We start from the raw sequence: 21,414 nt of genomic DNA, 5'->3' as shown, positions 1-21,414 counted from the left end.
TACGAGCCCCCCGTCAGGATTGAACTGACGACCTGCGCATTACAAGTGCGCTGCTCTACCACTGAGCTAGAGAGGCCTACGTGCGAACACGCATCGATCTTGCGACCAGCGGCAATTATGGCAGTGAGTTGCAAAAACTTGAAATCGAGGGGCGAGGGCGAGGCAAAGGGTAGGTTGTACCTGTGAGATTAGGCGTTTTGGATGTCGGATCAAATACTATCCACTTGCAAGTAATGGATGCTCATATCGGGGCTCGCCCTGCGCCAACTACCAATTATAAAGTTGAACTTAGATTGACCCAGTACCTCAATAAATCAGGCTCTATTTCAGTTGAAGGTATCAACTTGCTTCACGAGGCGATAGCTAGTGCGGTAGCACATGCTCAAGAAAATAATACGGATGAAATTTTAGCCTTTGCGACATCGGCTATTAGAGAAGCTAAAAATGGGACCCAAATAATCCGCGATATAAATACTCGCCATCAGATTGACTTACAAATTCTTACTGGTGATGAAGAAGCACGCATGACTTTTTTGGCAGTTCGTCGATGGTTGGGATGGTCGGCAGGCAAGCTTCTTGTGTTAGATATCGGTGGTGGCTCTTTGGAGATTGCATCTGGCGTAGATGAGAACCCCGAGGCCACACTTTCTCTGCCTTTAGGCGCAGCACGTCTCACTAGAGATTTCTTGAGCGGTGATCCCTACTCTTCAAGGGAGTTAAAATTTTTAGAAAACTTCGTGGAGACCACCCTTGAGGACAAACTCCCTGCAATCCTTCGCGCGCACGATGCAAATCACTTTGTTGCAACCAGTAAAACTTTTCGCACCCTTGCCCGGCTTTCTGGACATTGGTTTAACGAGAATCCTAAATATCTTGAAATTACAAATTTAAAGGCTTTGTGCTCAAAATTAGCTGAGATGTCCAATAAATCACGTGCTGAACTACCCGGAGTATCAGAAAGTAGGGCTCAACAGATTGTTGCTGGTGCAGTAGTGGCCCGCTCGGTCATGGATGTATTAGATATCGACCGAGTTGAAATCTGCCCATGGGCGTTGCGCGAGGGAATTGTTTTGCGAAGGTTAGATTGGCTTCAGGGATAATTTAAGTATCCGGAGCACTAATCCAGTCAATTGCAATGATTTCCCCATCTCGATGATGTAGCACCCAGGCCTCAGCAGGCTCTAATTTTTGAACTAACTCCTTAAAATTCTTCTTCCCAATTAATTTCTTTAATAACTTTGGAAGAATTGGATTATGGCTGCAAATTATCGCGCTCTGGTTGCGAATCAATAAGTCTTGCGCATAATCGAGAGCTGCTTCTTTGTCTTTTGCAAATCTATACTCGCTTAAATCAGTAGTGAAAATTGGATGCATTTGTAATGCGCGTGTCATCGGTTCAATAGTTTCAATGCATCGCATCGCATCTGAAGAGTGCACTTCCTTTATTGCATAAGGTAAGTATTTTGAAAGCAGTCGCTTTGCCTGTAATTGACCGATATTTCCCAAAGGTCGATCGCCATCATCGCCATCCCAGTCCTCACGCTTAATCGCTTTGGCGTGCCGAAGCAGAACAAGCGCCGTTGTTCCAGCACCAAACTCAAGAAAAAAATCGACGATAGATCGATCATCATCTAAAGTTAATTTCTTGCGGGCATCTGCGGGAGATAACCATAAAATCTCATCTACTTCGACGGGATTCGGCTTTCCAGTTGGCTCACCAACGGCTTGGGCCGACCAGTATTTAACAAGTTTTGTCACACCATCAACAACATATGTTGCATCGCCAATTTCCGGTCCAAAGATGGCGCAATGTCCGGTCTCTTCCATTACCTCGCGATAGGCACAACCAATCATGGTTTCATTAGCGTCTAACTTACCTTTTGGAAGTGACCAATCTCCATAGCGTGGTCGGTGAATTAGGGCGATCTCAATCCTCTTTTTTGCGCCAAAGCGCCATAAGACAGCGCCAGCTGCATAAATGAGCGGGCTTTCACTATTCAATTACTGCCTACCTTTTGCATAGTGCTTAATCATCGTTGAATGAACATCGATAAGTGAATTGCCGTTGCTATCTAAACTCTTTCTCGTCCACTCGGTTCCTATTAGCTGCCAACTGGATGTTTGATTTGAAAGTCCAAGATCTATAATCGCCTGCAACCTCTGATGATGATCTTTTTTATCTACACGAATTAAGCTTTCAACTCGTCGGTCTAAATTACGACCCATGAGATCTGCACTCCCAATCCAGTACTCATCTTCACCCCCATTAACGAAATGAAAGATTCTCGAGTGCTCTAAGAAACGTCCAAGAACTGATTTCACAGTAATATTTTCAGAAACTCCCTTGAGTCCTGGTTGGACTGCGCAAATACCTCTTATTAGAAGTTCAACTTTTACTCCCGCTTGAGATGCCTCGTAGAGCTTTTCAACAAAACTCTCATCCAAAATAGAGTTAAGTTTAAATTGAATACCGGCAGATCGACCTAACTTAACATTCTCAATTTCTCGGTCGATTCGCTCCATGATTCCAGAGCGAAGCGTTCTTGGTGCCACTAATAGTCGAGAGTAAGTCGATTGTGGTGCAAAACCTGAAAGTTGGTTGAAGAGCTTAGTGAGATCCTCAGTTAGTTCAGTGTCGTTACTTAAAATTCCTAAATCCTCGTACATTCGTGCCGTCTTTGGATTGTAATTACCCGTACCGATATGGCAGTAACGCCGTAATCCTTGAGGCTCATCTCGAATAACTAACGAGAGTTTTGCATGTGTTTTCAACCCCATCAAACCGTAGACAACGTGAACTCCAGCGGCTTCAAGCTTTCTTGCCCAGCGCACATTGGCCTGCTCATCAAAGCGTGCGCGAATTTCAATCACCGCCAAGACTTGTTTGCCTGCTTCGGCGGCCTCTATTAGCGCCTCGATAATGGGTGAGTCTCCCGAAGTTCGGTATAACGTCTGCTTAATCGCTAACACATGTGAATCTTGAGCTGCACTTTGAAGAAAGTGCACCACCGATGAGGTGAAGGATTCATACGGGTGGTGGAGCAAAATTTCGCCTTGTCGAATTGCCGCGAAGAATAAATCGGAGTCCTCTGAATCCACTTCAGATAGAGCGTGGGCCGTTCGTGATCTAAATTTTTCAAATTTGAGCGCTGGAAATCCAAGATCTGCGATTTTATTGAGTGCAGTTAGGTCAAGTGGTAAAGAGGTGTGAATGATGTTCTCTTCACTTATTCCGAGTTCATTCGCTAATCGTTCCACGAGACTTATATCAACACCATTTTCAATTTCTAAGCGGACAGGCGGACCAAATCTACGTCGAGCTAATTCTTGTTCCAGTGATAGCAAGATATCTTCCGACTCTTCTTCATCTAACTCCAAGTCTTGGTTTCGTGTGATTCGAAAACAATAATGCTCTTCAATTACCATTCCGGGGAAAAGCGCTTCCAGATTACTTGCGATGAGCGATTCAATCGCTATAAATCTAGTAGAGCCGCTCTTTGCTGTAGCGATAAAACGAGGAAGAATCTCTGGAACTTTTACGCGAGCAAAAAACTCTTCATGTGTTTCCTCGTTTTTTACGATAACTGCGAGATTTAGAGAGAGTCCTGAAATGTATGGAAAAGGATGTGAGGGATCTACCGCAAGTGGAGTTAGCACTGGAAAGATTCGATCTCGAAATAACTTATCTACATACGTTCGTTCGGCCTCATTCAAATCATCCACATGCAAGAACTCAATTCCCTCTTCATGTAATTTCGGAATAATATCCTCATGAAAAACCTTTGACTGACGTTCAATTAACGATTTCGTAATTGAAGAAATTTGACTCATTAACTCCCTTGGAGCAATCCCAGCGACATTGGGCGCAGTCACATCATTTTCAATTTTGCTCATGAGTGTTGCAACTCGCACCATAAAAAACTCGTCGAGATTGGATGAGAAAATAGCCAAAAAGCGGACACGCTCTAGAAGAGGAATTCGCTCATCCTCGGCCAACTCAAGTACGCGCTGGTCAAAGGCGAGCCAACTGAGCTCGCGGTCTGTAATATTCTGGAACTTCACACCTCCCATTCTCCACTTTTTTAGCAAACCGTAGGTGTCTGGCAGGTGGATTTTTAGCAAACGGCCCCGAACTTCGCACTTACGAGCTGCAAATGGCAGACTAAAGCCCATGATCACGAATTACTGGATGAGCCCTGAGACAACTTCGGTCAATCGATTACCCATGCTCAATATTGAGCATATCGAGAAGATTTCACTCGATGGCACGTGGCGATTCCAGTTACTTCACTCTCCACTAGATCGAATCGACAAAAAATGGTCGACGATTCCCGTTCCTGGATTGTGGACGATGCAACCAGAGAGCGATGTCTTTTTCGATAAACCGATTTATACAAATGTACAGATGCCCTTTGAGGAGCAACCACCGCAAGTCCCCGCTGAGAATCCACATGGCGTTTATGAGCGAGATTTCGATATCCCTGACAGTTGGAAAGACAAACGAATAGTTTTGCATCTTGGTGGATACGAATCGGTAGCTCTTATCTCTGTCAATGGCGTTGAAGTTGGGTTAACAAAAGATTCACGGTTAGCCGCTGAGTTTGACGTCACTCAGTTTATCCGACGTGGTAGCAACGTCCTTCGCATAGATGTGACGAAATGGTCAGATGCGACTTTTATTGAAGACCAAGACCAGTGGTGGCATGGTGGAATCACTCGTTCAGTAAAGTTATATGCAACCAACAAGGTATTCATTGAACGTTTCTACACAACTGCAGGGCTTGAGAAAGACCGCACAACTGGAACGCTAAATATTCGTGCCTACATCGCTTCGATAGAAAATCTGTCGAGTGATGGCTATACCTTGCGAGCATCGATTGAAGAGCTTTCGAAAGTAAAGTCCGCTAAATTAGAGGCCACTATCAAGCGTTTTTCCGCACCACTTTGGACAGAGCGCGATGAAGCGCTCAAGCTTAGAAGTGATGAGTACTTTCACGGCAAGTTCTGGCATGGAAATATGCCCGAAGATGCAAGACGTGCAATTACAGAAAATGAACCATGGCCCGTTGGAAAGGTTGAATTCAATACCAAAATTCCGAAAATTCAGCCTTGGTCGGCTGAAAACCCTCATCTCTACACCCTCAACATTGAGTTAATCGATCCCACTGGAAATGTTGTAGAAGTTTCCCAACAGAAGATCGGCTTTCGTTCAGTAGAAATTAAAGGCCAAGAGCTTTTACTCAATGGCAAGCCTGTGATGTTCTATGGAATTAATCGACATGATTTCAATCGATTTACTGGACGTGCATTGACCCGTGATGACATGCGCGAGGATTTACTCGAGCTCAAGCGATGGAATTTCAATGCGGTACGTACTTCGCATTATCCAAATGATGCCGCATTTCTAGATCTATGCGATGAACTTGGTTTTTATGTTATTGGTGAGGCAAACATCGAATCCCATGCATTTATCGCTTCAATCTGTGATGACCCGAAGTATTTAACAGCCTTCGTCGACCGCGTTGGAAGAATGATTCAGCGGGATATTCACCACCCTGCTGCCGTGATGTGGTCCCTTGGCAATGAATCCGGTGCTGGAACTAATCACGAAGCGGCCGCCGCTTATGCTCGAAATTTTGATCCATCAAGACCGCTTCATTATGAGGGTGGAATCCGCGGGAATTGGATGGGAAGTCACTCCCTCACCGATGTAATCGCACCTATGTATCCTGCGATTAGCGCCATCAAAGAGTATGCGAATTCCAGCAAAGCTGATCGACCACTGATTATGTGTGAGTACTCACATGCGATGGGAAATGCCAATGGAACTCTTGCCGAATATTGGGATGTTATTGAATCTACTCATGGATTACAGGGTGGATTTATTTGGGAGTTTTGGGATCACGGGCCAGTTCAAACCATGCCCGATGGCAGTACGCGAAATGCATACGGCGGTGATTACGGTGAAGTTAAGCATGATGGAAACTTCTGCTGCGATGGCATGGTTTTTCCTGATAGGACAGCAAAACCTGCCATGCACGAGTTTAAATCGATTGCTGCACCTGCGAAAATTACTTCAGTAAAAACCTCCACAGGCAATTTTAAAATTTTAAATAAAAATTTCTTTAAAGACTTAAGTGAGTATGAGCTCCACTGGGTGATTACTCGTGATGGGATTATTTGCGATAGTGGAAAAGTGAAATTACCAAAGGTCGCACCGCGAAAGAACATGGCTTTTACTGTGAAATCTGCACTGCTAAGTAAGGCAGATGGAGCCGGAGAGCGCTTTATTAATTTTAGTATTGTAAAAATCGCGAGCACTGTCTGGTCACCAGCGATGAGTGAAGTTGGATGGAGCCAATTATCACTACCTTCGCGGAGTTTGAGTGTCAAAGCTTCGGCAACATCGAATTTATTCGCCAACGTGGTAGATGATTTTGGTCAAATTATTTTGCCTTACGGCGTACTCGCACCCGTACTTTCACTATGGCGCGCACCTACTGACAATGATCGAATCGGGCATATAGCGACAAAATGGAACCGTTGGGGATTGCGCGATCTCGAACGTAGTGACTGTATTGTTTCCCAAACATCCAAGAGAGTAATGATTGCAAATATCTGGTTAACAAGTACTGGGATTGAGATAAAGCACACTCAAACAATCACGCCGGTTGCTTATGGTTTTAGAGTCAAAGAAAGCGTCACCCTTCCAAAATCGTTGGTTGACGTCGCCCGTGTCGGAACTAACTTTGAACTCAGCGGAGAGCTTTCGGATCTAACCTGGTTTGGCAGTGGTCCTCATGAAACCTATCCAGATAGGAAAATCGCCCGTATAAACCGTTACATTTCCACGGTAGCTGAGCAATACATCCCATATGTTCGCCCTCAGGAAAATGGTGGTCACAATGGAGTGCGGTGGTTTGAGCTTACAAACGCTACTGGGAATGGGCTTCGTGTCCAATTAACTAAACCTCTGCAAGTATCCATAACGCCAAACCGTGCAACTGATTTAGCCGATGCCACGCATGATGTTGAAATAAAGCCGTGTGGAAATACGGTTGTCCATATTGACGCCGCTCACCGTGGTGTTGGTACTGCTGCATGCGGACCCGATACTTTGCCACAGTATCTAATCAAATCTGGCCTTCACACGTGGGAATGGGTTGTAACAACAATTTAAAGTAATTAATCCCCTACTAGCCAATCCAAGTGTGAAAGTGGCCAATGAATTGCAACTGGATATTTGCAGCTTCTTCCATCTCCAGATGATTTACCTCTTGCGCGTCGCCACATCCACGGCATAGCAAAAGTAATAAACCACAGTAAAGTAATCATGGCACGGAAAATCTTGGATTTTTGTTTGGCAGGTGGAAGAGGATCGCGCCATCTGGAATCAAAAGGAAGATTGAGAAGCTCAAGAACTGCTTGCGCAACTCGTTCGTGACCCTTCGCATTTAAATGCAGACGGTCAAATGCTAAAAAACGCCGATCACTAAATGCCGCTTCTTCATTGGCATCGGCGATGATCGCACCTACTTCAAAACCCACCGCCCGAACATTTCGATTGAATTCGCTAAAACGCGCCTCCCACATTTTGGCCGAGCGCCCAGTGTTTCCAGTCTTTTCTAAAACTGTAAATAGCATTACGGTGGCACCTGATGCCGCCAAGCGCCTTACTGCAGCGGAATACAAGGGAAGCACTAACTCCGATTTGTAACCAGGTCTAATAACATCATTTGCTCCGGCGTGAAAAGACACAAGCGTCTCGGGACCTCTGACTTGCGTGATGGCCGCATCAATCTGCTCATCCACGACTTGGCGCACCAGTTTTCCTCGAACTGCTAAATTGGCATACGTAAAGTCTGGGTGGAATTTAGCCATGACATCTGCAACGCGATCGGCCCAACCACGATAGTGACCATACTTTTTTTCATCACACATGCCTTCGGTGTATGAATCGCCTAGCGCGATAAAACGCGAATAATTCATGTGTTTTAGGCCTTTCGGCGAGCTTGATCCACGAAGAAAAGTGCAATTGCCGTTGCAACACTTGCGTTCAGCGATTCAGTAGTTGCGCTAATAGGAATGGAAATCACAAGATCACACTTCTCGCGAGTTAAACGTGATAGACCTTTGCCTTCGCTACCGACAACAATCATGATCGCCTCGGCTGCAATCTTCATCGAACTAATTAACTCTTCAGACTCTCCATCCAGGCCGACGACGAAAAGTCCTTCTTTCTTGGCGGCATCAATTGTGCGTGCAAGATTTGTTACTTGCGCGATTGGCAAGCGCGCTGCCGCCCCAGCTGATGATTTCCACGCCGATGCAGTCATAGATGCTGCGCGACGCTCAGTCATGATCACTCCTGCTGCGCCAAATGCAGCTGCACTTCGAATAATTGCACCTAGGTTACGTGGATCTGTTACTCCATCAAGTGCGACCACAAGCGCTGGATACTTTGCCCGTTGCATAATCTCTTCAAAGCTTGAGTACTGATACGGCTTTATAGCGAGAATGATTCCTTGGCTATTGGGAGAAATTCCTTCAACCTCTGCGCGATGGGCCTCACGAATTGGTAATCCTAAGTGAAGTGCTAACTTCAATGACTCAGCTACGCGATCATCTACTTCAATACTTCGTGCCACCAACAATTCGGTCGATGGGACGCTTTCGCGAAGCGCCTCTAAAACAGCGTTACGTCCCGCAACAATTTCACCCCGTGGTCGATCTCCCCTTGGTGCACGCGCCGGTCTAATCTCCTTGCCATCACTTCTGCCCGCGGTAACTTTGCCTGCACCACGAACTGTAGTTTTACTCGAACTCTTTTTAGCCACGGCCTTCTTGCGCTTTGCCGCTGCGTGATACGGACGGTCCTCTGCCTTAGGAGTTGGACCTTTTCCCGTGAGACGCTTTTTATTCTTTCCTCCGGTTCCGCCGGTTGGAGCTTTTTTTGAAGCACGGATTGCGCCCTTACGGGATGAATTACCGGCCATTATTAACTCTTTTCCATAATCGACCAGCGTGGCCCCTGTGCGGTGTCTTCAATTGTAATTCCTAGAGCAAGTAAGCCATCACGGATTGCATCGGAGGTTAAAAAATCCTTGCGATCACGCGCTAAGGCACGCTCTTGAAGTGCCAACGAAATCACACCATCCAAAACATCTGTGAGCTCGGATGAACCACCGTCGGCAAAGTGTGAATCAAAGGGATCACAACCCAATATCTGCAATGCGCCACGGATTTCACCGGCATTCTTAGTAATCATCGGGATGTCACCATCGGTAATTGATTGATTTCCGCGTCGTAGGTTTTCTGAAATTGTTGCAAGTGCCGCCGGAACTGCCAAGTCATCATTCATCGCGGCTGCAAACTCAGCGCTAATTGTGCCTTCTGGCTGTGAACCAGTGATTTGTGTCGCGCGCTTCAAGAAACTTTCTATCCTGCGAAATGCTACGGCCGATTCATCGAGTGCTGCTTCGGAGTATTCAAGCATCGAACGGTAGTGCGCGCTGCCTAAATACCATCGAAGTTCAATTCCCCGTACACGCTCTAAAATTACTTCAACAAGAAGTGAGTTACCAAGCGACTTACTCATTTTTTCACCAGATTGCGTAACCCACGCATTATGTAACCAGCGCTGGGCAAATCCATATCCAGCCGCTTCAGATTGAGCCATCTCATTTTCATGGTGAGGAAAAATTAAATCTAATCCGCCGCCGTGAATATCAAAGCTTTCGCCGAGATATTCATGTGCCATTGCCGAGCACTCTAGGTGCCAACCTGGGCGACCTGCACCCCACGGCGTTGGCCATGAAGGTTCGCCAGGTTTTGCCGCTTTCCATAAAGCAAAATCGCGCGGATCTCTCTTTTTTGAATTGGTTGTATCAACATCGGCTGCGGGTTGTAAATCATCAATACGCTGACCAGAGAGAGTTAAGTAGTGCTTTAATCGGCGAACTTCTAGGTAGACATCCCCATTTCCAGGGGCATATGCCGAGCCATTATCAATGAGAATCTGCATTAATTGAATCATCTGAGTGATGTGGCCAGTGGCACGAGGTTCGTACGTTGGTGGAATAACGTTAACTGCAGAATAAGCCGCCGTAAATTCACGTTCGTACTTCATGGCAAGTACCCACCAATGAGTTTTTTCTTGCAAGGCCCTCTGTAAAACTTTGTCCTCTATATCTGTGACGTTTCGGATCAAAGTTACCTCATAGCCGTTTTTCATTAACCAGCGACGTAAAATGTCAAAATTTATTGCGCTTCGAATATGTCCAATATGCGGTGAAGATTGCACTGTTGCACCACAGACATAAATTGAAACTTCTCCCTTTATTAGAGGAGTGAAAACGCCAACTTCTCGTGTAGCGGTGTCATACAAGTTCAGTGGTGGCATTGTGTGATTCTACTGCTTGAAAACAAGAGCCGAGGCAATTGCGCCGATACCTTTGCCCTCGCCTGTCAGGCCCATTCCGTCGGTTGTTGTTGCAGATAATGAAACTTCAGCGCCGCCGAGGGCATGAGAAAGCACACTCACTGCTTCGGCTCTTCGCTTACCTATTTTCGGGCGATTGCCGATTACCTGAACCGTTACATTAGAAATTAAGTATCCGGCATTTGTAATCTTTAAAAGCGTTTCTTGAAGAAGTTGCACTCCAGATGCACCTGCATACTCGGGGCGATCGACGCCAAAATTGCTTCCTAAATCGCCGAGTTGAGTTGCGGCCAACAGTGCATCACAGATTGCATGTGCTGCAACATCTCCATCGGAGTGACCATCGACTCCAATTTCATCGGGCCAATACAAACCAGCTAGCCAAAGTGCTCGGCCAATACCAAAAGCGTGGGCATCGATACCAACACCTGTTCGATACGTTGAATTAAATCCAAGAAAAGTCAGTGCTGCATGCAAATCAGCCTGCGTTGTAATTTTAAGTGCACGGGCTTCGCCTTCAATGAGCTTTACTCTGCCGCCACCGATTTCAATGAGTGCAGCATCATCGGTCGCATCAGCATGTGCAGCATGTGCTTGGCGAAGCGCACTTGTTATGAAGCCTTGTGGGGTCTGGACGCTGACAAGTGAGCGTCGATCAGGAGTTGATACAACATAGCCATCGGGATTTATAACTTTGACGGTGTCAATTACGGCAATGGCTGGAATAACCGCGCTCTCGCCACTCTTCAATGCTGCAACTATTCGTTGGGCTAGATCACTCGTTGCCAAAGCACGTGCGGCGTCATGAACCAGAACGTATTCCCCAGTTGTTACTGCCAATGCATTACGAACGCTAGCCGAACGTGTAGCACCGCCCGTAACAACATCAACTCCTTCGCCAACTAGTTCACTAATGTGGGCTTCAAAGCCTGCGGGAGCTGAAATGACTATCTGATCTGCGACTGTGGCCAGGCTGGCAACGGCATGCTCTAAGAGGGTGCGATCACCTAATTGAATTAATGCTTTTGGTAAGCCTGCACCGAATCGTTCACCACTGCCAGCGGCAGCGATGATGGCGCTTACAGACATTTATATTATGAAGCGAGAACCTCGTCAAGGATCGTTGCAGCTTTCTCCTCATCGGTTCGCTCGGCGAGAGCAAGCTCTGAGATAAGAATCTGCTTCGCCTTGGCGAGCATGCGCTTTTCACCGGCTGATAGGCCGCGGTCTAAATCACGACGGTACAAATCACGAACAACTTCAGCAACTTTAATAACGTCACCTGATGCTAATTTTTCAAGATTGGCCTTGTAGCGTCGCGACCAGTTAGTTGGCTCTTCAGTGTATGGCTGGCGTAAAACATTAAATACTCGGTCTAGGCCGGCAGAGTCAACAACATCACGAACACCAACTAAATCTACGTTCTCCGCAGGGACTCGAACAGTGAGATCACCTTGCGCGATTTTCAACACTAGATAGGTCTTTTCTTCGCCTTTGATCACGCGCATCTCAATTGCTTCAATAAGAGCTGCTCCGTGATGGGGATAAACAACGGTTTCGCCGACCTTAAATGTCATGTGTTGCCCTTCGCTAGAGGGCAATTGTACCAGCGAATCAGATACCAGTCACCTCGTGCAATTAAGCGTAAAACCAGCGTATTTCACTACTAATTTCATATGAGAGAATATGCACCATGCGCCGCACAGGAATTACTCTTTTAACTTTAACTCTCGCGCTCTCACTAACTGCATGTGGAGCTGGCTTTAATGCATCTACGCGCCAAATGAAACAGGTGACCGATGGCGTTGAAGCTTCAATTTCAACTAACGGCAATCTCATCAAGCTACTCAATATCGTAGTTGTTGAAACTGCAGATGGCACAGGCGTCCTTGTTGGAACAGTTATTAACTCTATGGCGGCCGAAGATGCACTTCTTGGAATTTCAATAAATGGAGTTGTTGCATCATTAACTGGAACAAACTCTCTACCTCAAAACTCTCCTATTTATTTCGAGGGCGAAAGCGCAAATGCAAAGGCGATTCTCCCAGGGCTTAATGTAAAAGCTGGACAACATGTTCCTGTAACAATGTTTTTCGCTCGTGCAGGTGAAATCACCGTTTTAGCAATTGTTCGAGATCAACGCGATGATTTTGCAGGCGTTACCGCTTAATTCGTTTGTTTTCCCTGATTTGCAACTGCCGCAATTGCATCTTTGGCAGCAGTTGGATCTAAATACTCTCCACCTTTAGTGACTGGTGTTAAATCGGAATCGAGTTTGTAGTACAAAGGGATTCCTGTTGGAATATTAAGCCCAGCAATATCGGCATCGCTGATTCCATCTAAATGCTTTACAAGAGCACGAAGGGAGTTTCCATGTGCGGTGACAAGAACACGTTTTCCACGTTTTAAATCCGGCACTATAGATTCATGCCAATATGGCAACATTCGATCGATGACATCCTTTAAACACTCAGTCTTTGGCGCATTAATTCCTGCGTAACGTGGATCATTGCTCTGTGAAAACTCATCATTGTCATCAATTGGTGGTGGTGGGACATCAAATGAACGGCGCCACAGCTGGAACTGCGCTTCGCCATACTGTGCCAAGGTTTGGGCTTTATCTTTTCCCTGTAAAGCACCATAGTGACGCTCATTGAGGCGCCATGAGCGTTGTACTGGTATCCAATGCCGATCACATACATCTAAAGCCAATTGTGCTGTATGGATCGCGCGACGCAGCAAAGATGTGTGGAGTAAGTCGGGAAGGAGATCTCGCTCGGCCAGGAGTAGACCACCTCTTCGGGCCTCGTCTTGGCCCTTGCTCGATAGCGCTACATCGACCCAACCAGTGAAAAGATTCTTGGCATTCCATTCAGATTCACCGTGGCGTAGAAGAATTAATTCAAAATTGCTCATGGATTCATCCTAAACCAGATGGTGGAAAGCCTCTAAATTGGCAAGTGACTCACCACGTGAAATGCGCCAAGCCCATTCTCGACGGATCGCATTAGCAAAACCTAGTTCAAGTAGCGGGTTGAAAGAGGAGTCTGAAACTTGGAGCACAGCCCCGACTAAGCGATCAATCTCACGATCAGTTATTGCCGATATAGGTAGTCGACCAACTAAAAAGATGTCACGTAGCTCGTTGATTGCAAAGGCAACACCATAAAGAGATGCGTTCTTTGCCAAACACCATGCGTGCACAGAAGCCTCATTATCATCTGGCCTCCTAATCACAAAGGCGTTGATGCTCAGTGAATGGGTACCAACAATTAGCGCGCAATGGGTCTGTAATTTCTTCTCGCCAGGTAAGGTTATTAGATAAGTATCAGCATTCTTTTTTTCAAACTCTAAATCATGAGAGTCTAAAAACTCCTCAATAATAATTCGTGGGTCAATTGCCGCCATCACTGACCTGATATTTTTGATGCGGCATTGCTCTCTGAAATAACTTGATCATAAATATCCAAAGTGCCGCGCGCAGTAGCATCCCACCCGAAATGTGATGCGTGCTCAATTGCTCCCATTGAAAGGAGTACTCGGCGTTGTGGCTCTTGTAATAATCGCGCGATCACCGACGACCATGCTTTCGGGTCGTGGCCATCAACTAAAACACCTGAAATTCCATCGGCGACGGCAGTACGCAGACCACCAACAGCGGTAGCAATGACTGGTGTGCCACAGGCTTGGGCTTCAAGTGCAACTAAGCCAAAACTTTCAGAGTAGCTGGGCACGCAGACCAAGTCGGCGGCCCGATACCACTGGACCAGTTCAGCTCGAGGCACGGGCGGTGCAAAATGAACAACATCATCGATAGCCAGCCAAGAGGCTAACTCTTTAAGGCGTTCAACCTCTTCGGTGTTAGCACCTGATGCGCCTCCGATGATATTAACAATTAATCTCGGACGCATATGTGGTGAGTGTTTAACAAGTTGTGATGCTGCTTGAATTAAAACCTCTGGACCTTTGTGCGGTTGAATTCGCCCCACAAAAGTTACAACCAATGCATCTTGAGCCGTTCCAGTAAACTCACGTGCAGATTTGCGGCCTTGGCCTGGAGTAAATGTATAGAGATCCACACCAGGATTAACGACATGAACGATGTCTGGGCATGCACCATAAAGAGAAACAAGACTTGCTGCCTCTGAATCAGTATTTGCAATCAGAGCTTGAGCCGCTGCTGCAACTTGCGTTTCACCTTGGACTCGAATCATCGGTTCTGGGGTTTCGCCTTCGGCAAGATTGAGATTCTTAACTCGCGCCATTGTGTGCATAGTATGAATCAGTGGAATTCCTAATTGTGCCGCCGCTGGCATTGCAACTTTTCCAGAGATCCAATAGTGGGAATGAATAGCATCATAATTGCCATCTTTGATTTTGCGCATAAACTCTTTTGAAAGCCCGAGGATGTGCGCTGGTAACTGCTCTTTTGTTAAGTGGCCGTGCCCACAATCAAAGTAACAGACTCTTACGCCCTTAGATATCTCAACAACATCCGGTGAATTTGTCTCAGTGCGCCGAGTAAAAATATCGACTTCAACGCCCATGGCCGCCATACGTTGTGCCGATTCAAGAACGTAGATATTCATTCCTCCAGCATCGCCAATTCCTGGCTGATCCAATGGGGATGTATGCACCATTACTGTTGCAATGCGACCGTTCATTTCTCAAGGGTACGGTTAGTTAGAAGGTTGCGCGAATGGAGCCCACTACGTGATCGCCTCCGTAGACCTTCTCTAACGCATCACCTGCATTTATGCCCAATAAGCGCAGCCCTGCAAGGGAAATCACGTTCCGTGGACGTAATCCGCCATCATTTACTTTAAATGCGAAGCTTCTGCCATCTTCTATAGAGGCGACCATGATCGACTCTGCGCCACTTTTCATAAATAGCCCGGGGTGTTGACCCATAAGGATTGAGGACATTCTCTCTGGTCCTGCAACCATCTCTGGAAAACTTCTACAAGCATTAACGACGCTCTGATGTGCAGGGTCAGTGGAGATTGTCATCGCTCTAATTGCTCGAGCTAAGCCGAGAAGGGAGATTAAAAATAAAGGTGCGCCGCAGCCATCTATCGCAGTGTGTGAAACGCTTTCACCAGCAAGGTTTTCAAGTTCCATTTTGAATGCTTGTTGAAGCCGATGTCCGGGCTCCAAATAATTATGAGTAGGCCAACCATTGACCGAACAACCCAAAAGCATCCCTGCGTGTTTGCCACTGCAGTTCATGGCAAGGCGCGTTGGTTCGGAAGTTGCTAGCGCTGCGGCTTCATCTAATGGTTTGCCTTTAACGTTTTGTAGAGCGTTCTCATCTAAACCCGCTAATCCCAAAATTTCCAATACACCTTCTTGATGCATGGGAAGACCAGAGTGAGATGAACAGGTAAGGGCTAATAAACGTGGAGTTAAATTCACTCCGCTACGAATCATTGCCGATGCCAGAACTGCTTTATACGATGAGCGAGGATAAATTAACTGCGTTGGATCACCCTTTTGTAAAAGAATTGAACCATCAGTATCTAGAGCCACAAAATGCCCGACATGCTGTGACTCCACTACATCGTTTCTAATTAATTCGGCGAGAACTTCGCCCACGTTTAGCGAGATCAATTACTCACTCTGACGTTCGAGTGATGACCAGATATGTGCCTGCAGCTCTTGTCCCTCTGCCGCCATGTCATAGGCAAAGAAAAGCTCACCGGCAACTAATCCGTAAAGCCGGACTCCGGCGGTAACAATTTTTGCTGTTGGTGCCGAATAACCTTGGTCTAAAACAAGTTGAATCTTTGGTCCATCAAATGTTCCTACCCAACCTTCAGATATTCCTGTGTTATGTGAGAGTACAACTTCCAGAACGTTTTTTGGTTTAATGCGCCAAAAGCCGGTTTCAGATGCACCTGGGCGTTCGATTTCACCTTCGCTATCTAAAATCCACGATCGTGAATAGTAATTAAGAAATGGTCGTCCATCATGATTGAAGACAACCTCTTGAGCAAATTCGAAAGGCGCTACGGTTGAATATTCGCCTCGGCCCTTACCGCGCCATGTTCCAACCATCCATGCCACTGGATTTAAGTCCGGATGTAAACCCTCAGGGATAGTAAAGACCATTTATGGGCGTCCTCTAAATTTAGATGGGGGCTTAGACTGACTTTGACGGCCTCGGAAGGCGTAAATGATGAGCGTTATGCCAAGCCCTATTGCGAAAAGGCCAAGGAAGATTGATGTAAAAAACTCCACCCGATAACTCTATCGTGCTTAATTTTAGAGTTGAGCGATTTTAAAGTACGGGTTCCTGTAAGGCCGGAACTCCGTCGACAGAAAGAGTTGCATCGGTCGGGGTATTTCTCTTAACAATTGCGAGTGCGATTGTGCCAAGCTCGTAATGGCGTGCAACGGTACCGATAAAGCCAACAACAACGCCATTATTTTCGACTTTCGCCCCTTGTGCGGGAAATGCGACATCGCTTCCATCTAAGTGCAACATCACCAGGCGTCGTGGTGGGTTACCTAAGTTAAATACCTTTGCAACGGTTTCTTGTCCGCGGTAGCAACCTTTATTCATATGTACCGCACCGTTTAAAACACCGATTTCATTAGGAATTGATTTATGATCGGTTTCAAACCCAATTCGCGGACGTCGTGCAGCCACGCGCTCGGCATCCAATGCCCACGTTCCAACTTGAGTTGCGACGGAGTTAAAGTGTGCACTCATCTGAACAAGTTCATTACGTGGCACTAAAGCAAAAGGTCCACCAATTTCAGTAGTTAAACCTGGGGCGCGAAGAACTGCTATCTCATCGGTGGCGCTGCGAACATCAACATGCAGCATGAATTTCATCTTCGTAAGATATGTGCACAGAGCTTCGGAGTATCCAGGATCTACAACTAACCACGTAGTTAAACCATCATCTACACAATTGAATTGATACTCGATATGACCCTGTGGATCCAGAATCATCGCCGACTTCCAGAGATTAACGCTTAAATCCTTAAGGTACTGTGTGGTTAAATCATGTAACCACTTCAAACGATCTTCTCCACTGACTGCAATAACCTCTAGATGTGAGAGATCGGCCCAAGCGGTGCCTGCTTGAAGTGCTCGTTGCTCTTTAGAGGGTTCACCAAAGTGCCAGATGGCACCCTTATCAACCCCATCTTCGACAAGTACGGCGCTCATTGACAGGCAGTACAGGTTCCGTAGATTGCAAAGTGCGTGACATCGGTTTTAAAACCATAGTCATCGGCAAGTGTGTTAACAAAGTTAGCTGCCGCTTCAATTGGCGCATCACCGATAGAGCCACATTTTTCGCAGACTAGATGCAAATGAGTCAACTCTTCAGCGGCATGATACGTAGCTCCACCGTGTCCTAAATGTGTATGCACTACCAAGCCAACATTTTCAAGAGTTTCAAGGTTGCGATAAACGGTGGAGAGATTGATGCCTGGATGGGCTACGCGAACTTTTTCGGCAATCTCTTCAGGGGTAGAGTGACCAAGCTCCCGAACTGCAGATAAAACAAGCTCGCGTTGAGGCGTAAGTCGTAGGCCTTTTTCGTGAAGCTCGTGTTTATCAACCATGTGACAATCGTACGCGAAGAAGTAGCAAATAGAGTTCGCACCCTAGACAGTAGTTAAAAGCTGCATTTAAGAACGCTGCGGCCAGAGCAAAACTCAGTGCGACAACGAAAACAACGTCTATATTGGCGATAGATCCGCTAATAGCTACGAGTGCAAAAAGTAGACCAACGCTCTGTGCAAACTGTGGTGGCCGTACATCCTCGGTGATGGTTTTGCCTTTAAGCTGAGGCTTAATAATGCTTCGAAAAATATATGCATACGGTGTGAATTGCGGACCTTTAATCGCGCCTATCGCAAAAATAATTGCTTGCGCAATTACAACCCATAGATTAGATGTTACAAGTGCCACGGCCAAAACTATTGTCGTAAGCACTGCCGAAAAACGAGGTCCGCGTGCATCAATTAATACGTCCGATATTTTTTTTACTAAGACTTCAGTCATGAACTATTCCTTTGTTAGTTGAATGGATAATTGTTTTTAAATTACAACAATTACATTCGACACAAAGAGCCAGCAAGGCGACCAAAATCTATAACTCGGCGCTTTGTGAAATTGCTGGCTGGTGACATAGCGAAATAATAAAGAGTTAAGGAAGTTAAAGCGAGTTGCGAACTACTCGCGTAAAGCTTCCAGCGCTTGAATAACCTGCTCTCGCTTAGGTGCACCAACTGCTCTACCAACTTCCCGTCCCTTTGAATCAAGGATGAGAGTGGTTGGAGTGCTCAAGATATTTAACTCCCGAACAAGCTCTAAATTCGCTTCGGCATCGACCTCGACATGCTTTACATCTTCCATCTGAGCCACAAGATTCTCGAGTAAAACTCTCGTTGCTCTACATGGGGTACAGAAGGCCGAAGAGAACTGCACCAGTGTTGCTTTGGAGCCGAATTCAGCGCCAATCATCGACTGAGTGATTACTGACTGGCCAGATTTCTCTTTCACCGTGCCTCGAGATCGCTGATACCAGAACCCATAAATGCTGGCCAAGCCAAGAACGATCACGAGTGGAAGCAATGATTTCACGAGAGTAGTCTGTACCAATGTCCAAGGTGTTGCTACTTACAAATGCATCTGGCGCGAGCGCAGAAGTTCTACCTGCACTTGGTTTGCTAGCGCACCACGTTCGCATTTTGCCGGCAGAGGCCAGTGTCCTCGTCGATGTTCCAGATGTGGATGTCATTCTTGTTGATGCTCGTCGCGATTTGCCTGGAGCAAAATCACTTGCGCGCTTATTAGCAACTACTGGACTTGGTTGCCCCATCATTGTTATTACAACTGAAGGTGGCTTGTCTGCAGTCAGTGCAGAGTGGGGCATTGACGATGTCATGCTGGATACATCCGGACCGGCCGAAGTTGATGCTCGAATCCGAATTGCCGTTGGTAAGCATCATGCAGTAATTGCCTTGAGTGATCCACACTCAGGTGAGATCCGTACTGGTGATGTTGTTATAGATGAATCTAGCTATACCGCGCGTTTAAAAGGCAATGTCCTAGATTTAACTTTTAAAGAGTTCGAACTTCTCAAATACTTAGCTCAGCATCCTGGTCGCGTATTTACACGGGCGCAGTTGTTACAAGAGATCTGGGGTTATGACTATTTTGGCGGAACGCGAACGGTCGATGTACATATCCGTCGCTTGCGTTCAAAACTCGGCCCAGAGTTTGAAGCCATTATCGGGACGGTACGAAATGTTGGATATCGCTTCACAATGCCTACTGGTGGTAAAGAGGGCTCCATCAACGAACGCGTATAAATGCGCCACATATTAAAGATTCACCGATCGCTGCATAGTCGGATACCCGATACTGACCATGGCTTTACGATAAGAGTTTTCGATCCCGTTCTGGATAAATCTTCCTGGTTAGAGCTCAATAATAGGATTTTTATTAATCACCCTGATCAAGGCAACTGGGAGATGCAAGATTTTGAAAACCGTATGGCCGAACCATGGTTTGACTCCAATGGATTTTTCTTAGCAGTAGAGAATGGGCGCTTAGTCGGTACCTGCTGGACAAAGATTCATCATGATCTCGTAAACCAAGCACCAGTCGGCGAGCTTTATGTCGTGGGAGTTGATCCAGAATATTTCGGTCATGGAATTGGACGTGCGGTTTCAATTGCTGCAATGAACTATCTATTTTCACTAGGTATTAATGAAACCATGCTGTATGTCGATGCCGACAACGAAAAGGCTTTGAAACTCTATGAATCTTTAGGTTTTAGCTAGAGTGCAGAAATTAAAAAAGGAGTCAGGGGGACTGACTCCTTTTTTAATTCTCCTCATTAAGAATTATCAGGTTTAATTGGCTTTGCCGGATTTGCCTTTGCACCTGAGTTACCCACAAGAACAAAGAGGCCGGCCATAGTGGCGGCTGCAATGCTTCGCCGTAATAGTTTCATTGTCCCCTCCGATTCATCACACGCTCTTGCGGATGAGCTAAAAATAGAGCTCTCGTTGGTGTAAATCCTCAAGGTTTTTTGTGCGTTATTTGTGAATTACTTACCGACTATCTCCCGAAGTCCTGAAATTAAACGATCTACATCGTTTCGAGTTGAATATGGCGCAAGACCTGCCCTTAAAGCCCCGGCATCACCCAAACCGAGTTTCCTCGAAACTTCTAAGGCATAGAAGTTATGAGCTGGAAGATTCACTTTCTTTTCAGCTAATGCCTGATAGATATCACTGCTGTTATGGCCGATAAATGAAAAATAGATAGTAGGTGTGCGGCGTGCAGCGTGTCCGTACAGTGTTACACCAGGCAGTGATGTAATCGCACTTTCTAAATATTCCATCAGCTCCTCTTCGTACTTTTCTAAGGCATTCATAGAGTTAACTATTTTCTCACGTCGAGTTACTCCTGTACTCGGTGCCATCTCAGCAATGAAATCTACGGCCGCTGTACAACCTGCCATAATTTCATACGGCAGTGTTCCGAATTCAAATTTCTCTGGAACATTACTCGTTGAAGGAAGTAATTTGTCATTGTTAAGAGAGTCAAGAAGAGCCGGATCCGCTGCCAATACGCCGCAGTGCGGACCCATCAACTTATAAAAAGAAAAACCGAAAAAATCGGCGTCGATATCTTTAACACTAATTGGCGTATGAGGAGTTAAATGCACACCATCAACATAGAACAGCGCCCCTACTTTATGAACGGCTATACCAATTGCCTTTAAATCCGGACGTGTACCAATTGTGTTTCCGGCACCTGTTATCGCTACTAACTTCGTTCTGCTAGATAAAACCGCTTCAACGGCCTCAACGCTTAACTCCGATGTTTCAACATCGAATTCTGCCCAACGCACCGTTGCACCAACGGCTTCGGCAGCTTGAATCCAAGGACGAATATTTGAATCATGATCGAGGCGACTTACTACGACTTCATCTCC

The 21,414-nt window shown here is 46.1% G+C and carries 22 protein-coding genes and 1 tRNA gene; 5 read left to right on the top strand and 18 right to left on the bottom strand.

The genetic code is table 11. The features are described from left to right. Window positions 1–4 precede the first annotated feature (4 nt). A tRNA-Thr gene (locus Q8K48_06305) sits at window positions 5–76 on the bottom strand. A gap of 106 nt (window positions 77–182) precedes the next feature. Here Q8K48_06305 and Q8K48_06300 point away from each other — a divergent pair. Further along, a complete protein-coding gene (locus tag Q8K48_06300; protein MDP1852011.1) occupies window positions 183–1,100 on the top strand; it encodes a Ppx/GppA phosphatase family protein in 918 nt (305 codons plus the stop codon). 1 nt (window position 1,101) lies between these two features. Here the strand turns inward: Q8K48_06300 and Q8K48_06295 are convergent, their stop codons facing one another. Both Q8K48_06295 and Q8K48_06290 read right to left on the bottom strand, forming a co-directional pair. Beyond that, window positions 1,102–2,001 (bottom strand): NUDIX hydrolase, encoded by a 900-nt coding sequence (locus tag Q8K48_06295; protein ID MDP1852010.1) that lies wholly within the window; start codon window positions 1,999–2,001, stop codon window positions 1,102–1,104. Continuing rightward, the gene (locus Q8K48_06290) at window positions 2,002–4,062 is read right to left on the bottom strand and encodes an RNA degradosome polyphosphate kinase (GenBank protein ID MDP1852009.1); all 2,061 of its coding nucleotides are present in this window, start codon (window positions 4,060–4,062) and stop codon (window positions 2,002–2,004) included. Window positions 4,063–4,171: 109 nt separating this feature from the next. Here Q8K48_06290 and Q8K48_06285 point away from each other — a divergent pair, with 109 nt between their 5' ends. Beyond that, window positions 4,172–7,180 carry a glycoside hydrolase family 2 TIM barrel-domain containing protein gene (locus Q8K48_06285; GenBank protein MDP1852008.1) on the top strand — a complete coding sequence of 1,003 codons (3,009 nt, stop codon included), beginning with the start codon at window positions 4,172–4,174 and terminating at the stop codon, window positions 7,178–7,180. Between the two features lie 5 nt (window positions 7,181–7,185). Here Q8K48_06285 and Q8K48_06280 read toward each other — a convergent pair whose 3' ends face one another. The 5 genes from Q8K48_06280 to Q8K48_06260 are packed head-to-tail and all read right to left on the bottom strand — an operon-like array spanning window position 7,186 to window position 12,018. Next, complete coding sequence (locus Q8K48_06280; protein MDP1852007.1) at window positions 7,186–7,989, bottom strand: SGNH/GDSL hydrolase family protein; 804 nt, start codon at window positions 7,987–7,989, stop codon at window positions 7,186–7,188. Window positions 7,990–7,994: 5 nt separating this feature from the next. Continuing rightward, window positions 7,995–8,996 carry a 23S rRNA (guanosine(2251)-2'-O)-methyltransferase RlmB gene (gene rlmB, locus Q8K48_06275; protein MDP1852006.1) on the bottom strand — a complete coding sequence of 334 codons (1,002 nt, stop codon included), beginning with the start codon at window positions 8,994–8,996 and terminating at the stop codon, window positions 7,995–7,997. Window positions 8,997–8,998: 2 nt separating this feature from the next. Next, window positions 8,999–10,402 carry a cysteine--tRNA ligase gene (gene cysS, locus Q8K48_06270; GenBank protein ID MDP1852005.1) on the bottom strand — a complete coding sequence of 468 codons (1,404 nt, stop codon included), beginning with the start codon at window positions 10,400–10,402 and terminating at the stop codon, window positions 8,999–9,001. Between the two features lie 9 nt (window positions 10,403–10,411). Continuing rightward, a complete protein-coding gene (gene ispD / locus Q8K48_06265; GenBank protein ID MDP1852004.1) occupies window positions 10,412–11,530 on the bottom strand; it encodes a 2-C-methyl-D-erythritol 4-phosphate cytidylyltransferase in 1,119 nt (372 codons plus the stop codon). A 5-nt stretch (window positions 11,531–11,535) separates the two neighbouring features. Continuing rightward, window positions 11,536–12,018 carry a CarD family transcriptional regulator gene (locus Q8K48_06260; GenBank protein ID MDP1852003.1) on the bottom strand — a complete coding sequence of 161 codons (483 nt, stop codon included), beginning with the start codon at window positions 12,016–12,018 and terminating at the stop codon, window positions 11,536–11,538. Between the two features lie 116 nt (window positions 12,019–12,134). Between Q8K48_06260 and Q8K48_06255 the strand changes: the two genes are divergently transcribed. Next, complete coding sequence (locus tag Q8K48_06255; GenBank protein ID MDP1852002.1) at window positions 12,135–12,611, top strand: hypothetical protein; 477 nt, start codon at window positions 12,135–12,137, stop codon at window positions 12,609–12,611. Here Q8K48_06255 and Q8K48_06250 read toward each other — a convergent pair. The 9 genes from Q8K48_06250 to Q8K48_06210 form a co-directional block, all read right to left on the bottom strand. Beyond that, on the bottom strand, window positions 12,608–13,357 hold the full coding sequence (locus Q8K48_06250) for a phosphoglyceromutase (GenBank protein MDP1852001.1): 750 nt from the start codon (window positions 13,355–13,357) through the stop codon (window positions 12,608–12,610). The genes Q8K48_06255 and Q8K48_06250 overlap by 4 nt on opposite strands. A gap of 9 nt (window positions 13,358–13,366) precedes the next feature. Next, a complete protein-coding gene (locus Q8K48_06245) occupies window positions 13,367–13,849 on the bottom strand; it encodes a YbjN domain-containing protein (GenBank protein MDP1852000.1) in 483 nt (160 codons plus the stop codon). Beyond that, window positions 13,849–15,105, bottom strand: coding sequence for a D-inositol-3-phosphate glycosyltransferase (gene mshA, locus Q8K48_06240; GenBank protein ID MDP1851999.1), 1,257 nt, complete (start codon window positions 15,103–15,105; stop codon window positions 13,849–13,851). Before mshA ends, Q8K48_06245 begins: the two co-directional genes overlap by 1 nt. Window positions 15,106–15,124: 19 nt before the next feature. Then, window positions 15,125–16,051 carry an asparaginase gene (locus Q8K48_06235; protein MDP1851998.1) on the bottom strand — a complete coding sequence of 309 codons (927 nt, stop codon included), beginning with the start codon at window positions 16,049–16,051 and terminating at the stop codon, window positions 15,125–15,127. Beyond that, window positions 16,052–16,552, bottom strand: a complete 501-nt coding sequence (locus tag Q8K48_06230) for an FABP family protein (protein MDP1851997.1) — start codon at window positions 16,550–16,552, stop codon at window positions 16,052–16,054. A 169-nt stretch (window positions 16,553–16,721) separates the two neighbouring features. Continuing rightward, on the bottom strand, window positions 16,722–17,621 hold the full coding sequence (locus tag Q8K48_06225; GenBank protein ID MDP1851996.1) for a folate-binding protein: 900 nt from the start codon (window positions 17,619–17,621) through the stop codon (window positions 16,722–16,724). Further along, window positions 17,618–18,022, bottom strand: coding sequence for a Fur family transcriptional regulator (locus tag Q8K48_06220; protein ID MDP1851995.1), 405 nt, complete (start codon window positions 18,020–18,022; stop codon window positions 17,618–17,620). Before Q8K48_06220 ends, Q8K48_06225 begins: the two co-directional genes overlap by 4 nt. Beyond that, window positions 18,015–18,464, bottom strand: a complete 450-nt coding sequence (locus Q8K48_06215) for a DUF4395 domain-containing protein (GenBank protein MDP1851994.1) — start codon at window positions 18,462–18,464, stop codon at window positions 18,015–18,017. The genes Q8K48_06220 and Q8K48_06215 overlap by 8 nt, the downstream gene beginning before the upstream one ends. Window positions 18,465–18,635: 171 nt before the next feature. Beyond that, the gene (locus Q8K48_06210) at window positions 18,636–19,046 is read right to left on the bottom strand and encodes a thioredoxin family protein (GenBank protein ID MDP1851993.1); all 411 of its coding nucleotides are present in this window, start codon (window positions 19,044–19,046) and stop codon (window positions 18,636–18,638) included. A 17-nt stretch (window positions 19,047–19,063) separates the two neighbouring features. Here Q8K48_06210 and Q8K48_06205 point away from each other — a divergent pair, with 17 nt between their 5' ends. Both Q8K48_06205 and Q8K48_06200 read left to right on the top strand, forming a co-directional pair. Next, window positions 19,064–19,777 (top strand): response regulator transcription factor, encoded by a 714-nt coding sequence (locus tag Q8K48_06205; protein MDP1851992.1) that lies wholly within the window; start codon window positions 19,064–19,066, stop codon window positions 19,775–19,777. Beyond that, entirely contained in the window at window positions 19,778–20,251 is a 474-nt protein-coding gene (locus Q8K48_06200) for a GNAT family N-acetyltransferase (protein MDP1851991.1), read from the top strand. 269 nt (window positions 20,252–20,520) lie between these two features. Here the strand turns inward: Q8K48_06200 and Q8K48_06195 are convergent. Further along, a partial coding sequence (locus Q8K48_06195; protein MDP1851990.1) for an aminotransferase class V-fold PLP-dependent enzyme occupies window positions 20,521–21,414 on the bottom strand: 894 nt, incomplete at its 5' end.

This window comes from Candidatus Planktophila sp. (assembly GCA_030681675.1).
In the GTDB taxonomy this organism is placed as follows: domain Bacteria; phylum Actinomycetota; class Actinomycetes; order Nanopelagicales; family Nanopelagicaceae; genus Planktophila.
Note: the sequence above shows the minus strand (reverse complement) of the source record. Positions and strands in the feature narration are given on the sequence as shown.

What these genes read in the sequence shown, in the direction of transcription:
- Q8K48_06285 (MDP1852008.1), top strand. Translation starts at nt 4,172, where the DNA reads ATGATCACGAATTACTGGATGAGCCCTGAGACAACTTCGGTCAATCGA.
- Q8K48_06280 (MDP1852007.1), bottom strand. Translation starts at nt 7,989, where the DNA reads ATGAATTATTCGCGTTTTATCGCGCTAGGCGATTCATACACCGAAGGC.
- rlmB (MDP1852006.1), bottom strand. Translation starts at nt 8,996, where the DNA reads ATGGCCGGTAATTCATCCCGTAAGGGCGCAATCCGTGCTTCAAAAAAA.
- cysS (MDP1852005.1), bottom strand. Translation starts at nt 10,402, where the DNA reads ATGCCACCACTGAACTTGTATGACACCGCTACACGAGAAGTTGGCGTT.
- ispD (MDP1852004.1), bottom strand. Translation starts at nt 11,530, where the DNA reads ATGTCTGTAAGCGCCATCATCGCTGCCGCTGGCAGTGGTGAACGATTC.
- Q8K48_06260 (MDP1852003.1), bottom strand. Translation starts at nt 12,018, where the DNA reads ATGACATTTAAGGTCGGCGAAACCGTTGTTTATCCCCATCACGGAGCA.
- Q8K48_06255 (MDP1852002.1), top strand. Translation starts at nt 12,135, where the DNA reads ATGCGCCGCACAGGAATTACTCTTTTAACTTTAACTCTCGCGCTCTCA.
- Q8K48_06250 (MDP1852001.1), bottom strand. Translation starts at nt 13,357, where the DNA reads ATGAGCAATTTTGAATTAATTCTTCTACGCCACGGTGAATCTGAATGG.
- Q8K48_06245 (MDP1852000.1), bottom strand. Translation starts at nt 13,849, where the DNA reads ATGGCGGCAATTGACCCACGAATTATTATTGAGGAGTTTTTAGACTCT.
- mshA (MDP1851999.1), bottom strand. Translation starts at nt 15,105, where the DNA reads ATGAACGGTCGCATTGCAACAGTAATGGTGCATACATCCCCATTGGAT.
- Q8K48_06230 (MDP1851997.1), bottom strand. Translation starts at nt 16,552, where the DNA reads ATGGTCTTTACTATCCCTGAGGGTTTACATCCGGACTTAAATCCAGTG.
- Q8K48_06225 (MDP1851996.1), bottom strand. Translation starts at nt 17,621, where the DNA reads ATGAGCGCCGTACTTGTCGAAGATGGGGTTGATAAGGGTGCCATCTGG.
- Q8K48_06220 (MDP1851995.1), bottom strand. Translation starts at nt 18,022, where the DNA reads ATGGTTGATAAACACGAGCTTCACGAAAAAGGCCTACGACTTACGCCT.
- Q8K48_06215 (MDP1851994.1), bottom strand. Translation starts at nt 18,464, where the DNA reads ATGACTGAAGTCTTAGTAAAAAAAATATCGGACGTATTAATTGATGCA.
- Q8K48_06205 (MDP1851992.1), top strand. Translation starts at nt 19,064, where the DNA reads ATGTCCAAGGTGTTGCTACTTACAAATGCATCTGGCGCGAGCGCAGAA.
- Q8K48_06200 (MDP1851991.1), top strand. Translation starts at nt 19,778, where the DNA reads ATGCGCCACATATTAAAGATTCACCGATCGCTGCATAGTCGGATACCC.